The sequence below is a fragment of the Sporosarcina aquimarina genome (genome assembly GCF_019748715.1).
In the GTDB taxonomy this organism is placed as follows: domain Bacteria; phylum Bacillota; class Bacilli; order Bacillales_A; family Planococcaceae; genus Sporosarcina; species Sporosarcina newyorkensis.
On sequence record NZ_JACLBZ010000017.1, the window covers coordinates 15,396 to 31,010 of the forward strand.

Below are 15,615 nucleotides of genomic sequence, written 5' to 3' on the forward strand. Positions count from 1 at the left end.
GCCTATTGGTATTTTGTTGTGCCAGTGATTGATCCCCGGTAACTGTAAAGTGATGAGTTGAATATAATGGAATGTTCATGTAAACTGTACAAAGGATTTCTGAAAAGAAGGGGTTACTATTGAAACTTATACGTTTTAAAAAGGCGCATGAGAAAATTGCTATGGGTTTTTTATCGTACATCCCTAGCGAAAAAATGTTGCGTAAACTACAAGAAACCATCCAACTATATCTTTGTGATGAGGATTGGCAGCTATTTCTTTATAAAGAGTCAGAGGATTATATCGGATTGATTGGTGTAGAGGTACATGAACACGATAAAACCTACACCATTCAGCATATTTCGGTCAATCCATCTTTTCGTAGCGAAGGAATTGGCTATGATATGGTAAAAGAACTGGCGCTAATCTATCCCGGCTATCAATGTCAAAGTACTGATTTCACTGAGCAGTTTATAGAAAGATGTAAACGAAAAGAAGAAGGCGCAGATATTTAACTGCTGCCCTTCTTCTTTTCTTCGCGTTGAATGAGAATATCAGACCGATCTCTTTGCATATGTTTATGAATGACAGATGCGCTGTTCTTCGGAAGAAGTGAAATCGTCGGCTTGGCTTTTTCAGACAGTTCCAGAAGTGCTGGTGAAATCGGCAGAAGGAATGGAGTAAAGATTGCATCGCCCTCAAGACGGTCCAAGCTGTCTTTCAAGTGGTCGATCAGTTGATTCACTGCTACCTCTTCTTTGTAGACGCTGTATTCAATCGGCATTTGTTGAAAACGATGAAGTGCTTTTGTCAATGTGCGAGCCGCACCTGTTAAGTTGCCTCTGCGCCAATGGTATAATCCAGTAGCCATAAGAATATAGCCGGTCAAGGGATGTTCTTTCGAAAAATCCTCTTGCATTTTCCAATATTCTTCTAGCACTTCGTGGCATTCGAAATAATCTTGATTGTCGTTGAAATACACAATAAAATGTAGAAATAGAGGATGAGAGTAAGGATGCATCCTAAATCATTCCTTTCTGTTAAGGTAGGTAGTTAAAATGAGTTATAGTGTGAAATTAGAAGTTTTTGAAGGGCCGCTAGATTTATTATTGCATTTGATCAATCGATTGGAGATCGACATTTATGATATCCCCATGGCGGAATTGACACACCAGTACATAGAGCATCTATATGCCATGCGCGTTCTCCAATTAGACGAACTAAGTGAGTATCTTGTATTGGCGGCCACTCTCCTGGAAATTAAGAGTAAAATGTTGTTGCCGGTCAATGAAGAGGAAGCATTTGACGATGATTTCGACTATGAGGAAGAGGACCCTCGTGAAGAGCTCATTGCCAGATTGATTGAGTACCGGAAATACAAAGAAGCGGCGAATGTATTGCGAGAATCTGCTGCGGACCGCGATGAGCATTTCACGAAAAAGCCTGAAGATCTATCGGGCTATGGAGAACTGCCAGTTCAGGAATCAGAAGATCCGTTAAACGTCTTTGATTTAATCGGTGCTTTCCAAAAGATGCTTCATAGAAAAAAACTTCGCTTGCCCCTAACAGCGAGTATAACAAAGACAGAGCAATCTGTCGGGGATAAGATGTCTGTCATTATGAGTAAGCTGGAGACTTGTGGCGGTGAATGCGAGTTTCATGCGCTTTTTGAGACCGAAACTACAGCAGAATTGGTGTTGACATTCCTATCACTGCTCGAACTGATGAAACTTCAGGAAGTTACAGTTCGACAAAGCAATAATTTCGAAGAGTTGCTAATCTCATTGATTCAAGGAGATGTATAAATTGGAAATAGAATCACAGCTCTTGAGCATGACGGAGAGTTTTTTATTTGTAGCAGGTGAGGAAGGACTGACTCTTACTCATTTGGCTGCTTTATTGGAACGTAATGAAGATGAGACGCTAAAAATACTGACTGCTTTGCATGAGGACTATGATCAGGACTCGAAGCGAGGCATCACCTTGAAAAGTTATGGCGGCAGCTACCGATTGGTGACGAAAAGTGAATTGGCAGATGAGATCAAGAAGATGTTGGAGAATCCGAAGCCTTCAACATTTACTCAAGCAGCATTGGAAGTTCTTGCGATCATCGCATATAAACAGCCGGTTACAAGGGTTGAAGTAGATGATTTGCGGGGTGTGAAATCTGAACGGGCTCTGCATTCATTGACAGGTAAAGGTTTTGTGGCGGAAGTTGGGCGAATGGAAGGACCGGGAAGACCGATTTTATACGGTACGACGGATTTCTTCCTCGATCGTTTTGGTCTTGCGTCTTTAAAAGAATTGCCGCCACTTTCTTTGGAAGAAGAAAAGGAGCAGGAAGATCCAGACTTATTTATGACAAAGTTTCAGGAAGCATTCTCAATTCAAGACGAAGGAGGAATTGACGCTTGAGAAAGTCTTCAGTCATTGTTTTGTTGTTGTTGGGATTCGTGCTATTCGCTTCACCCCAAGCTGCAAGTGCGGCAGGATCAGCTTGGGCAGTGATCGACGCTGAAAACGGCAGACTGCTAAAAGGAGAGAATGAACATCAACCCTTGCCTATTGCGAGTCTAACGAAGATGTGGACGGCCTATACATTTTTGGAGTCGCAATCGGAAAGTCAGGAAACAATCATTTCAAAAGAAGCGGCGTCCGCAGAAGGTTCATCAATCTACTTGGAATATGGCAACGCTATGCAAACGGACGATTTACTCTATGGACTGATGCTTCGTTCAGGGAACGATGCTGCTCAAGCACTAGCTGAACATGCGGGCGGGTCTGTAGAAGGCTTCGTTCACTTGATGAATGAAAAAGCGCAAAGCCATGGATTAGAACAAACCTATTTTACAAACCCATCCGGCCTACATGATGATCGACATTTATCTTCAGCGTACGATACGGCTAAAATGCTTTATTATGCGATGGAAAACCCGAAATTCCGGAAGATTGCTACTACGACGAATTATCCATTTGAGACGGAACACGGCAAAAACAGCTGGCAAAATAAGCACCGTTTGCTGCTATCCGAACCTACAGCAATCGCTGGCAAAACGGGCTTTACAAAGGTGGCCGGTCGAACATTAGCTACGTATTTCGAAAAAGATGGTAAGTCCGTTATTGTTGTAACGTTAAATAACGGAGACGACTGGAAAGTACACAAACATTTATCGCAACAAGCGTTTTCCGAATATCAAAACCATACCATCGCAAAAAAAGGACGCTATCAAATCTTCCCTCATATGACCGCAAAACTAGATACTCCCATTAAATTACTCGTATCAAAAGAAGAGAAAAAACACCTATCCAACGTTTTACAAATACCCCAAACCGAAGAAACTCAAAAAAAAGGTTTCTGGTCGATTTACTTGGACACAGAACCGATCAAGACAGTAGCGGTCGATATCGAAACGGAAAAGTGAATTGAATACACACAATTTCGAAGATTGTCCTGTCTAGGTCAGTCTTCTTTTCATTTACCGCAAAGTGTGACATAATTTTTTCAGTATCAATTAAAGTAGAATAAGTTAGGTATGTCGTTTTTTACCGACCTTCATACAGAAGTAACAACGCATCATCTACACGCAGAGTTCTATTTAGGTAACATCAAGGAGGAAACCATGGAAAGATTACAAAAAGTATTGGCGCAGGCCGGCATCGCATCTAGAAGAAAGGCAGAAAAACTCATCGTTGACGGCTTGGTCAAAGTAAATGGCAAAGTCGTGACGGAACTTGGAACAAAAGTTAGCAGAATGGACACAATTGCAGTAGAAGGTGTTCAACTGACAAAAGAATCGCCTGTCTACTACTTACTCTATAAACCACGTGGCTATATTTCCACTGTACAAGATGACAAAGGACGCAAAACAGTAATTGACTTAGTACCGGAAGTTAGCGAACGGATTTTCCCTGTCGGCAGACTGGACTATGACACGTCGGGCGTGTTGTTGCTGACAAATGACGGAGATTTCTCTTATTTGATGACACATCCGAAATTTGAGATTCAAAAAAGGTATGTCGCAAAAGTTAAAGGAATCCCTACGCGAGAAAATCTTAAAAAACTAGAGACAGGCATTGAGCTGGAGGATGGTAAAACAGCGCCTGCTCAGGTGAAAATGACAACTGTCGATAAAAAAACCAACTCTGCGATTGTAGAGATCACCATTCATGAAGGACGCAACAGACAAGTCCGCCGAATGTTCGATGCGATTGGCTGCCCTGTGCAGAAGCTAAAGCGTGAGCAGTTCGCCAATTTGACGACACGCGGGCTGAATGCAGGAGAAGCGCGAGAATTGACGACCCATGAAATTAAACAACTGCGTGTTCTTGCGGAAACCGGGAAGATCGGCTAAGAAAGCCTCAAAAGTTCACAAACCTATCACTAGTGCGACGTCAACTGAATTTGCGTTTTGGTATAATAGCGATTGGAACGTATTTACGACGGGAGGTATTATGATTGGCCAAGAAAAATAAAAAACAGATCAGGCTAATTAGCAGGACAGTCCTTCTATTAATTATGGCAGCCATCATTGTATATGCGATTACTTCAAAAGACAGAGTGAAGGTCTTAGCAGAAGGGGACAAGGCTCCTGACTTCGAGCTTGTAGATCTGGAAGGAAATGCACATCGTCTATCGGATTATAAAGGTGAAGGTGTGTTTTTGAATTTCTGGGGAACTTGGTGTCCGCCATGTAAGAAAGAAATGCCTCATATGGAGGATATGTACAAAGATTTTGAAGCAAAAGGTGTACATATACTGACAGTCAACGTAGGAGAGCCGAAAGTAAAGGTAGAACTCTTCCGAGATGACTTGAACCTCTCATTCCCGATGTTATGGGATAAGAATAAAACAGTAATGGATCTTTACAACATCAAACCGCTGCCTACCACCTTCTTGATTAATCCCGAAGGCAAGATTACGAAGATTATTAAGCAAGGGATGAGTGAACAGCAAATAAGGGAGTATTTAGAAAGTATTCAACCAAAGTAAGGAGTTTGTTACTCAATGAGCAATATTAAATGCCAATGCGGTCATGAAAACCCTTATGGTACGGAACTTTGTGAGAAGTGTGGGCGTCCTTTGTCTGAAAAGGCAAAGAAAAGTGACATAGTGGATATGCGATACGAAGGATCTTCCAGAAGATCCCAGACGTATAAAAGCTCGATTGTCGATAAAATATGGAACTTTTTCTCCAGTGTGAAGATTGGTGTCAGTATAATTGTAGCTGTACTGGCTGCTTCAGCGATCGGAACCATTTTTCCGCAGAAATTCTACGTCCCCGCTACAACGGATGCCGAGTATGCGGAATACTACGAACGTCTATATGGTGTGGTAGGAAAGATTTATTATCAGCTCGGCTTTTATGATATGTACAATAGTTGGTGGTTTAAAGTACTGATTGTCATGCTGGCAACTTCAATTATCATTGCGAGTATTGACCGTGTGGTACCTTTATATAAATCACTGAAAAAGCAACGTACACGTCGCCACCCATCCTTCATGAAGCGCCAGCGTATTTATGGAGAAGGGGATGTAGAAAACACGGAAGAGGCTCTTGCCAAGGCAGAAGAGAAGTTGAAAGAACTGCGCTATAACGTGAAAACAGAAAATGGTGCTATTTTAGCAGAAAAACATCGTTTCTCACGTTGGGGCCCTTATGTAAATCATACTGGTTTGATCATTTTCTTTGCGGGAGTTCTATTGAGAGGGATTCCTGGCTTCTACGTCGATGAAGCGATGTGGCTGCGTGAAGGGGAAACGCGTAATATTGTAGGAGCGCCTGGCTATGTACTCGAAAACCGAGGATTCATTTTAGAGAATTATACGAAGGACGAAGCTGAAGAAGTTTTCGGTGAGGCTCTAGATAAAGTGGGCTCGATTGTAAAGACGTATCAGACAGATGTCACCCTTTACAAAGAAAAAGAAGGCGCATTACCGGGGAGTGACGACCTCGAAAAAATGCAGGATTATTCTATTGTAGTCAACAAGCCGTTGAAATTTAATGGCTATAATGTTTTCCAGATGGACTATAAGCTGAATGAATTGAGTACCATGACTTTTCATTTGGTGAACAAATCAACGGAAAAATCATTAGGTGAGTTCACAGTTGATTTGAGTAAGCCTGAAAAAGAGTATGATCTTGGAAATGGTTCGTCCGTTAAGATGATTGGATTCTATCCGGATTATGACGGAGTGAAGGACGGTGAACCTTACTCTAAATCGCCAGTTCCGAATAATCCAGCGTTCATTTTCCAAATGAAGACACCGGATAAGCCGGAAGGTGAAAGAAGTTTCGTTGCGATTCGCCAAACGCTGGAAGTGGAAGAGAACGATTATGCCGTTAAATTTGCTTCTGCTGAAACACGTAACATATCAGGTTTAACGATCCGAAAAGACAAAACGCTCTATATTTTGCTATTGGGTGGTCTGATCTTCATGATTGGTGTCATCCAAGGATCTTATTGGCAACACCGCCGGATTTGGGTCCAAAAAGATGCGGAAGGTCATATATTGGTTGCGGCCCATACGAATAAAAACTGGTTCTCTTTACGAAAAGATCTGGATAAAGTTCGAGAGTCTGCCGTCTTGCCTGCTTATATAGATCGTCAAGATCCTGAATTGGACAAGCAAGAACAGGAAGGGGACGAAAAGTAATGGATTTAGTTGCTGTCAGTAGTAACTTGTTGTTTGTATCATTTGTTTCTTATTTAGTGGCGACATTATTTTTTGGCGGAGCCATCAAAAAATCGAAAACTGAAAAGGCCTACCATAACAGTAAGTGGGGAACGATTGGATTAGTCATTACAATTATTGGATTCCTTGCTCACTTAGGCTATTTCTTTACGAGATGGGCCGCATCAGGCCACGCACCTCTCAGTAATATGTTTGAGTTCACGACTGCATTCGGGATGATGCTCGTAGGGGCATTTATTCTGTTATATATTATATACCGGACACCTTCGCTTGGGTTATTTGCTTTGCCGATTGCGATTATCATTATTTCATACGCAACGATGTTCCCGAGAGAAGTTACTCCGCTAATCCCTGCATTGCAGAGTAAATGGTTATTCATCCATGTAATTACAACGGTTATTGGTGAATCAATACTAGCAATCAGTGCTATAGCAGGCCTTGTGTTTTTAGTGAAAAATATAGATATGACAAAGAAATCTAAACAACGTTTTTGGATTGAAGCTGTTATGTATACATTAATACTTGTACTTGGTTTTGTCGTAACATCCACGACATTCAAGGTAATGAATTATGAAGCAGAATTTACGTATATTGATAAAAATCAGGCACCTGCTGAAATTACGTATCATGTTCCTCCGTTATTCGGAATGAATGAATACGAAGCGATGACGCCCGATGCTATGACTCCTTGGATTGAGATGCCGCCAATTGTAAACGCACAAAAGTTATCCTCTCTTGTCTGGGCCGTTGCGGTAGGTTCTGTGCTTTATCTGTTATTACGTTTAATTGCACGCAAACCAATCGCCGCAGTATTCCAACCGCTTGCAAAGAAAGCGAACTCTCAGCTGATGGACGAGATCGGCTATCGTTCAGTCTTAATCGGTTTCCCTGTCTTCACGCTCGGTGCATTGATTTTCGCAATGATTTGGGCGCATGAAGCATGGTCACGGTTCTGGGGCTGGGACCCGAAAGAAGTTTGGGCGCTCATCACTTGGTTATTCTACGCTGCATTCCTTCACCTGCGTTTGTCTCGCGGTTGGGAAGGAGAAAAATCAGCATGGCTGGCAGTGATCGGTTTCGTGATCATTATGTTCAACTTGATTGCAGTTAACTTGATTATTGCAGGCTTGCATTCATACGCGTAAGCTTAGACTGCATGGCAAAACTTGTCATGCAGTCTTTTTATCTGAATTCAGATGAAAACTCTCACCTCTATTGTTTGTAAGATGTATGTGAATTTATTACTGAGCGGTAGGTATTCAGACGCCTGCTGAGCACAGATATAGCTTCCGGCAGATGTCATGGATTTTTAATGGATCATTACGAGTGCGCTCGAAAGAATCCGGACGCAATTACGCCGAGGCGTAATTGATTTCTTTTAAACACTAGAAATTGTACAATGGACATAGAAGATTGTCGAAAGGGGTAATGATTTGTGGAAGAAACAGTGAAATTATTAGTAGTGGATGATGAGGATCGGATTCGCCGACTGCTGAATATGTATCTATCTCGCGAAGGTTATGAAATCGACGAAGCGGTGGATGGAGCAGAAGCTTTGGAGAAAGCGTTTGCTGAACAGTATGATTGCATATTGCTTGATGTCATGATGCCTGAAAAAGATGGGTTGGAAGTGTTGGCAGAACTGCGTGAACATAAGCAAATGACACCTGTCATTCTTTTGACTGCAAAAGGTGAAGAATCCGACCGTGTAGGCGGATTTGAAAGCGGTGCGGATGATTATATCGTCAAGCCATTCAGTCCGAGAGAAGTGGTACTGCGTGTTAAAGCGATGCTTAGAAGGTCGGTTTCTTTCCCGAATGTTTCATCGTCTACCACATCGAAAGATTTAGTCGTATTCCCTCAATTAACAATCGATCACGATGCACACCGTGTAACGGCGGAGGGTAAAGAAGTGAATTTGACGCCGAAAGAATATGAATTGCTCTATTTCTTGGCGAAATCTCCGGATAAAGTGTTCGATCGCGAGCAGTTATTGAAGGAAGTTTGGCACTATGAGTTTTTTGGAGATTTGAGAACGGTAGATACGCACGTCAAACGACTTCGAGAAAAGTTAAGTCGTGTATCTGAAAGGGCAGCCAAAATGATCGTCACCGTCTGGGGCGTCGGTTATAAGTTCGAGGTTCCGAACGAATGATTAGAATATGGAATTCAATTGTCGGGAAGCTATGGGCCACCATATTGCTTCTCGTTTCATTTGTCCTGTTTATCGTGACATTGCTTCTGCTGGAGTTTCTGGATAATTTTCATACGAAACAAGCAGAAGAATCCTTGCAGAGGGAAGCTGCCACCATCAGCAAAATTGTCAATGATCATGAAGGACAAACTACGAGTTCCATGCATTTGATCATAGAAGACATACTGGACACCGAGACCAATGCGATAATAGTGGGTCAAGAAGGGCAAATTCTTTATTCGTTCCATACGGCTGCAAGTAAAGAAGAAATTGAAAAAAAATTGTTATCTGAACGAAGTCTTTTTGAATCACCGGAAGTTGGCGATCAGATTGTAAAGGAAATGATCCTTCCATCTTTAGACGAAGACGAAGTAATGGGGCAATATTTGATTCTTTCTTATCCTTATGAACAATTTTCAGGAGAAAAAGCAAGTGTCCTCATGTACCAAAGTTTGGACGCAGTACACCGCACGACGAAAAGTACAACTAATATTGTATTCTTATCAGCATTCATTGCATTCATACTAACTACATTTTTTGCCTTTTTCTTATCGACACGGATTACGCTGCCGTTACGGAAAATGAAACAAGCTGCATTCGAATTGTCCAAAGGGAATTTTGATACTCATTTGCCAGTTGCACAAAACGATGAAATTGGTCAACTCGCAACAGCATTTAATCAAATGGGACGTCAATTAAAATACAATATGGAGTTAATCAAACAGGAGAAAGAACAATTATCCAGTATTCTAACTTCCATGACAGATGCAGTTGTTACGTTTAATCAGGATTATTCGATATTGCTGAAGAATCCACAAGCCGAGCTGTTATTAAAAAAATGGTATGGCTACAATGAGAAAAAGCATCATCCTCTGCCAAAGGAAGTCTTCCATATGTTGGAGCATGCGATCTCATTTTCGGAGGAAGTGGAAGATGAGCTTGAATTAGGTGGACAGTTCTATGTCATTTCCATCAGTCCTCTCTATAGCGAAAATAATATTCGAGGTGCGGTCGCTGTATTTCGGGATATGACGGAACAGCATAAATTGGATAAATTGCGTTCAGACTTTATTGCCAATGTCTCCCACGAATTACGGACTCCTATTTCAATGTTGCAGGGGTACAGTGAAGCGATTATTGACGATGTGGTCAGCAGTGAGGAAGAACGCATGGAAATGGTTCGAATTATTCATGATGAATCCAAGCGAATGAGTCGCTTGGTGACAGACTTGCTGGACTTGGCAAGAATGGAATCGGGTCATATCCAGTTGCATGAGAACCCATTACCGATCTTCGAATTTATGAATCGTATGGTAACAAAATTTTCTCAAGTAGCAAAAGACGCGCAAGTGAATCTCACCTTAAATACAGAAGAATCATCAAATCTAGTTATACTTGCCGATGAGGATCGCCTTGAACAAGTATTTACCAATTTGATTGATAATGCGATTCGTCATACACCTAATGGAGGTGAAGTGACACTAGGAATCCATCGATCGAATGGGATGCTTGATCTGTCGGTTTCTGATACAGGCGTAGGGATTCCTGAAAAAGACTTACCATTTGTCTTTGAACGTTTTTATAAAGCAGACAAAGCGAGGACGCGAGGTAAAGGTGGGACAGGTTTAGGTTTGGCTATCGCAAAAAACATCATGGATGCACATCACGGATCAATTTTGGCGAAACATGGAGATGAGAAAGGAACCGTCTTCATTTGCTCACTTCCATTTGATTCTCCAAAGAATTGAAACCTTTCCTCAAATGAATCGACTACTATAATAGAGCGAGGGGATTAAATGGATGATTCCGTTTTCCTGCGATTGTACGAAGAATATAACCGAGATGTATTTAATTTTTTGATCTATTTGACTCGTAATCGAGACATAGCCGAAGATTTAATGCATGAAGTATATGTTCGCGTACTGAAATCATACAGCAACTTCGAAGGAAAAAGTTCAGAGAAAACATGGCTGTTTGCAATTGCGAAAAATGTCTCGATTGATTATTTCCGTAAACAAGCAACCATGAAGAAGCATACAGATCTTCATTTCGATTGGGAAACACAGGAATTGGTTGCACACGATCTCCTGCCTGAGCAACTTATCGAATCGGATGAAGAGAAACGACTAGTTTTGGAAGAATTGCATAACTGTACAGGCGATCAGAAAATGGTCATTTTCATGCGGTTCTTCCAAGACCTCACGATTGCTGAAACTGCAGAAGTTTTGGAATGGACAGAGGGTAAAGTAAAAACTACCCAGCATCGTGCAGTAAAGGCTTTGAAGGAAAAGGTAGAAGCACGTTCGGTGAGAAAGGGGCGATCAAATGAGTAATGATAAGTGGAATGAAGAAAAAATTGAAACTACATTACGCGAAATGCCTACGATTTCAGATCACCGCTCTAAAGAGGATGTACTAGCAAGACTTAAGAAAGATCCGAGAGTAAACGAAGAACCCCAGCCAAAGAAGAAGCGGATGAAAGCGAAATGGCAGCCGATTCTTGTGGCTGTTGCAGCGATTTTATTGCTCAGTATTTTAGTGCCGACGTTTCTCAATCCATCGAATCAAGTATCGATGGATAAAGCAGAACCGGTGGATAATGCGGACCCTGCTCCGGCATCACTGGAAGAAAATTCAGAATCAACCGAGTCAAGTCAAGATATGGCGACATTCTCTAAAGCTTTACCGACGGCCCCTCATTATGCCGTCTATCCGTCTGACGTAGCTAAACAGAAGGCTTTTCATATAGGTCTGGCGACGAATCAGGCAACGGTTGTACCTGTGACCTTCCTTATATCGAATGAGTTGGTAGAAAGTGATTTAGGAACGATACAGCCGGATGCTGTTGCACTTTACAATATGTATGCCGGAAAACTAGATGAGGAATCACTCGGCTTCACTGAGTATCACCCGTTTAACGCGGTGATTTCATCGAATGAAAAACAAGTATGGATGAAATTTGCTGCAGACCATTCGTACGACATGGCGAGCGCTACGCTAGAGATGTTGAATCAAGCCGTTCAAGATACGTTTTACGGATTTGATGAAGTCAAATTTCTTCGAGAAGACGGATCGCCTATTGTATTTGATCAGATCGGTGAAGCGAGCAAACCTATTGTGCTGAAAGGCTCTAAATCGCAACAAGCCTATTATCGATTCACTCAAGAAAATGGGGAAGAGTTGCTTTCTTCGAATTTCGGTAAATCCTTTAAATCGCCACAAGAAGCTTTGTTGAGTATGAAGAAAAAGCCGAATGACATTTATTCTAGTGTCGTTCCAGAAGGCGTAGATTTTAAAGTCTCGGAAGACAAGGAAGTGCTCCATGTGGAATTTAGTGATGTATTAGATTTGGATAGTATGCAAGTGGAAGAGGCTATGCAATTAATCGAAGGTATTTTATTGACTGCTGCAAGCTTTGATCGACAAGTACAGTTCGATCAAATAATGCAAGAGCAATGGCAGGATTTTGATTTTACACAGCCGCTGCCGAAACCAATTGGAGCGAATCCGAAATTCCTTATTCTCAAATAATTCTGTTTTGTAGACTCAAGTAGTTTACAAAACAGTTTTTTTTAGTTACAATAGGAATATAACATAATATTGATTCATCTTCGGGGCAGGGTGTAATTCCCGACCGGCGGAAATAAAATAGTCTTCTATTTTTAGCCCGCGAGCTTAACAGCTGATTCTGGTGAGATTCCGGAGCCGACAGTATAGTCTGGATGGGAGAAGGTGAAGGTGCAGCCATCTTTTTGTGTACGCAAAATGATGCTTGTTTAAACTCGGATAAATCCTTGAAAATTTATCTGTTATTAACAGTGCATTTAACTCTCCCTAAAGCGATTTGCTTTAGGGATTTTTAGCGAAGCAGCAGATGAGCAAGCCTTTCCTCTTTTGAAGTGAATCGCAAAAGGAGAGAGGAACAAATGAAAAACATGAAGTTACGCAAGTTAATTTTGATTGCTGTTTTAGGAAGTATATCCACCGTTTTAATGCAGTTTAACTTTCCATTGCCTGCATTGCCTGGATTTCTGAAGTTTGATTTCAGTGAAGTTCCAGCTGTCGTCGCAATCATGACAATGGGACCAGTTGCAGGGATCGGTGTGGAATTATTGAAGAATATCATGTATTGGTTTTTATCCGGTAGTCCAACGGGTGTTCCTGTAGGTGAAATTGCAAACTTTGCAACAGGTGTCATGTTCATCATGCCGATTTATTGGATCTACATGAAATATCGTTCGACAAAAGGGCTGGCGGCAGGTTTGATCGCAGGTACAACAGCAATGGCGATTGGTATGAGTGTCTTGAATTACTTTGTGTTTTTCCCGATGTACACTTATTTCCTTGGTATGCCAGCTGTAACAGGTGATGCACTTTATAAAATGGTCATTTTAGGGATCTTGCCATTCAACCTCATTAAAGGTGTCATATTATTGGCGATTTCGTTGATGTTATATAGAAGTATGGAGAAGTGGATTCTCCAGCAACAGAAGAAGTTATTAGTTTAATTAAACAAACGGCAGTTTCTTTTTAAAAAGGGGCTGCTGTTTTATTTTTTGATTTGGTGCTCGTAACATGGTAAACAATGTTGGATTACAAAGTTTAGTTGTTATACCAATAGGTTTTAAATTGTCTAACCAAAAAACGATAAACCTTAATCCCCCGAGGTTTATCTCTAAAGGTAAAGGAGCCAAGGGTATATGAACAGTCCAATTTAAGAATCCCAAGCTTTCTAAGTTAATTAATTTTAATTGGGGGATATACAATTGAATAAAAACTTCATTTTACTCATAACAGGGCAGTCACTTGCAAGTATTGGTGATGTTCTGTATATGGTTGGCATTATAAGCACGATTTTTGCGTTAACAGGATCTGCAACGGCTGCGTCCTTTGTGCCTTTTACAATTACGTCCTCGATGTTTTTATCGAGTCTTTTGACACCTCTAGTAATAGATAAAGTTAATTTGAAGTGGTTACTGACTGGATCACAATTGGGAAAAACAGGCCTGATCGTAGTACTAGGACTATTTTTAAGTGGGATATCAGGAGCAAATTATTATTTGGTGTTTCTTGTCATCTCTGGCATTGCGTTCCTTGACGGATGTGCTAATCCGATAAAACTAACCATGATACCGCAGTACGTAGAGCCAGAAAGATTAGTTCGAGCGAACGGTGTAGCTGAAACGATATCCCAATTCATTCAAACGGTGATGTGGTTTGTAGGCAGTTTATTTTTGATTTTCATGGATGCACAGCAGTTAATTTGGGTTGTTAGTCTCATGTTTGCACTATCAAGTATCATGATGTATTTATTGGATAATGTAGAACGTCAGAGAGCGAAACAGGAAAGAAAGCTCGATCGGATTAAAGTTGGTTGGAAAACCTTGTTTGATGTCCCTGTATTACGGAAAATAGCATATATGGAAGTCTTGGAAACCGTGGCTGCTACAGTTTGGATTGCCGCTATTTTGTATGTGTTTGTCAGTGATGCACTGCACGTAGACGAAAAATGGTGGGGCTTCATCAACGGCTCCTTCTTTTTAGGGCTAATAATCGGAAGCATCTATTGCATAAAATACTCTTCTCTAGTCGAAAGAAAGCTTGCCAAAATAATTTTCATTGGCTCTTTATCTAGCTTTTTTATAACTATATTATTTAGTGCAACCAGCAATCCGATGATTGCTTTATTGTTGGCAGTTGGAATTGGTTTATTCGGGCAGTTAAAGAGCATTCCTCAACAAACAGTAATTCAAACCAGCGTAGCGAAGGAAAAGTTGTCTACTGTATATACATCTTTGGGGGCGATTTCTACAGGGATATTCGGAATATCCTCTCTTGGTATGGGTATTCTGGCAGATTTATTTGGGGTCAGGAGTGTTTTTCTTGTTTCGGGACTAATGCTTGCTATCGTCACGTTGATTGTATATAAGAATAAGCATTTGTTTGTTCGGAACATAATGGAATAGTATTTTAACATGTGGGTTTGTTGTTTTACGAACCCACATTCTCACTTAGTTAATTAATTTAATATCTTCTGCAAAGAGTGCTATAGCTAAATGAAAATTGTGCCATCAGATCATTTATCAACTTACAGATGATAAATTAGTAAGTCACATTATTTTACTAGGAGGAGCTCCCATGAATCTTGGAACTGAATATTTGAAAGTTGTGCAGGAAAGGTTTAGAAGTGTTAAAGATCTTGGAGATAAGACGATAAATCAATTGACAGAAGACGACATTCATTGGAAGTTAAACGAAGCTTCCAATAGTGTTGCGGTTATAGCCAAGCATTTAAGCGGAAATATGATATCTCGATGGTCGGACTTTTTAACTTCGGATGGAGAAAAAACCTATAGGAATCGTGATCAGGAATTTGTGGATCATGTTTTATCGAAACAAGAATTAATAATAGTTTGGGAAAATGGTTGGAATACTCTATTCGGCACATTACAAGATTTAGATGATAAAGATTTAGTAAAGAAGGTAACAATTCGTGGTGAAAGTCATACGGTGCTAGAAGCGATTGAAAGGCAAATGGCTCACTATGCTTATCATATAGGGCAGATAGTTTATATTGGTAAGCAGTTAAAAGGGGACATTTGGGAATGCCTTAGTATCCCCAAGGGAGCGTCTGAAGAATACTTACAGGAAAAGCTGAAAAGGCAAGAGTCATAAAGTTCTTGATACTTCACGTCATATCCCGGCCGCAATCCAATGTACTTTAATTGTTTAGAAACATATTCTTTTC

General features: G+C 40.8%; 16 protein-coding genes and 1 riboswitch. Of the genes, 15 read left to right on the forward strand and 1 reads right to left on the reverse strand.

The annotated features are described in order from the left end of the window. The first annotated feature begins 119 nt into the window (after positions 1-119). Positions 120-494 (forward strand): GNAT family N-acetyltransferase, encoded by a 375-nt coding sequence (locus tag H7J92_RS09660; protein ID WP_009497181.1) that lies wholly within the window; start codon positions 120-122, stop codon positions 492-494. Here the strand turns inward: H7J92_RS09660 and H7J92_RS09665 are convergent. Further along, the gene (locus H7J92_RS09665; protein WP_009497180.1) at positions 491-1,000 is read right to left on the reverse strand and encodes a DUF309 domain-containing protein; all 510 of its coding nucleotides are present in this window, start codon (positions 998-1,000) and stop codon (positions 491-493) included. The two genes, H7J92_RS09660 and H7J92_RS09665, sit on opposite strands and share 4 nt — an antisense overlap. Positions 1,001-1,037: 37 nt before the next feature. On the opposite strand from H7J92_RS09665, the gene H7J92_RS09670 reads away from it, so the two are divergent. The 14 genes from H7J92_RS09670 to H7J92_RS09735 all read left to right on the forward strand — a co-directional run bounded on the left by H7J92_RS09670 (position 1,038) and on the right by H7J92_RS09735 (position 15,542). Then, entirely contained in the window at positions 1,038-1,784 is a 747-nt protein-coding gene (locus H7J92_RS09670) for a segregation/condensation protein A (RefSeq protein WP_078816437.1), read from the forward strand. Beyond that, positions 1,777-2,394, forward strand: a complete 618-nt coding sequence (scpB, locus tag H7J92_RS09675) for an SMC-Scp complex subunit ScpB (RefSeq protein WP_078816438.1) — start codon at positions 1,777-1,779, stop codon at positions 2,392-2,394. The genes H7J92_RS09670 and scpB overlap by 8 nt, the downstream gene beginning before the upstream one ends. Then, positions 2,391-3,401, forward strand: a complete 1,011-nt coding sequence (locus tag H7J92_RS09680; RefSeq protein ID WP_221836754.1) for a D-alanyl-D-alanine carboxypeptidase family protein — start codon at positions 2,391-2,393, stop codon at positions 3,399-3,401. Before scpB ends, H7J92_RS09680 begins: the two co-directional genes overlap by 4 nt. 198 nt (positions 3,402-3,599) lie before the next feature. Continuing rightward, entirely contained in the window at positions 3,600-4,331 is a 732-nt protein-coding gene (locus tag H7J92_RS09685; protein WP_078816440.1) for a pseudouridine synthase, read from the forward strand. 104 nt (positions 4,332-4,435) lie between these two features. Beyond that, complete coding sequence (gene resA, locus H7J92_RS09690; RefSeq protein ID WP_078816441.1) at positions 4,436-4,969, forward strand: thiol-disulfide oxidoreductase ResA; 534 nt, start codon at positions 4,436-4,438, stop codon at positions 4,967-4,969. A gap of 15 nt (positions 4,970-4,984) precedes the next feature. Then, positions 4,985-6,634, forward strand: coding sequence for a cytochrome c biogenesis protein ResB (gene resB, locus H7J92_RS09695; RefSeq protein WP_221836755.1), 1,650 nt, complete (start codon positions 4,985-4,987; stop codon positions 6,632-6,634). After that, positions 6,634-7,818, forward strand: a complete 1,185-nt coding sequence (ccsB, locus tag H7J92_RS09700) for a c-type cytochrome biogenesis protein CcsB (protein ID WP_078816443.1) — start codon at positions 6,634-6,636, stop codon at positions 7,816-7,818. The genes resB and ccsB overlap by 1 nt, the downstream gene beginning before the upstream one ends. A 290-nt stretch (positions 7,819-8,108) precedes the next feature. Beyond that, complete coding sequence (locus H7J92_RS09705; protein WP_078816444.1) at positions 8,109-8,828, forward strand: response regulator transcription factor; 720 nt, start codon at positions 8,109-8,111, stop codon at positions 8,826-8,828. Then, positions 8,825-10,615, forward strand: coding sequence for an ATP-binding protein (locus tag H7J92_RS09710; RefSeq protein WP_078816445.1), 1,791 nt, complete (start codon positions 8,825-8,827; stop codon positions 10,613-10,615). The genes H7J92_RS09705 and H7J92_RS09710 overlap by 4 nt, the downstream gene beginning before the upstream one ends. A gap of 48 nt (positions 10,616-10,663) precedes the next feature. Next, positions 10,664-11,200 carry a sigma-70 family RNA polymerase sigma factor gene (locus H7J92_RS09715; protein ID WP_221836756.1) on the forward strand — a complete coding sequence of 179 codons (537 nt, stop codon included), beginning with the start codon at positions 10,664-10,666 and terminating at the stop codon, positions 11,198-11,200. Continuing rightward, positions 11,193-12,398 (forward strand): GerMN domain-containing protein, encoded by a 1,206-nt coding sequence (locus H7J92_RS09720; RefSeq protein WP_221836758.1) that lies wholly within the window; start codon positions 11,193-11,195, stop codon positions 12,396-12,398. The genes H7J92_RS09715 and H7J92_RS09720 overlap by 8 nt, the downstream gene beginning before the upstream one ends. 72 nt (positions 12,399-12,470) lie before the next feature. Next, a riboswitch (FMN riboswitch) is annotated at positions 12,471-12,605 on the forward strand. A 188-nt stretch (positions 12,606-12,793) separates the two neighbouring features. Beyond that, positions 12,794-13,375, forward strand: a complete 582-nt coding sequence (locus H7J92_RS09725) for an ECF transporter S component (RefSeq protein WP_078816448.1) — start codon at positions 12,794-12,796, stop codon at positions 13,373-13,375. 252 nt (positions 13,376-13,627) lie between these two features. Next, positions 13,628-14,833, forward strand: coding sequence for an MFS transporter (locus H7J92_RS09730; protein ID WP_221836832.1), 1,206 nt, complete (start codon positions 13,628-13,630; stop codon positions 14,831-14,833). A 172-nt stretch (positions 14,834-15,005) separates the two neighbouring features. Next, entirely contained in the window at positions 15,006-15,542 is a 537-nt protein-coding gene (locus H7J92_RS09735) for a DUF1572 domain-containing protein (RefSeq protein ID WP_221836760.1), read from the forward strand. The last annotated feature ends 73 nt before the right edge of the window (positions 15,543-15,615 follow it).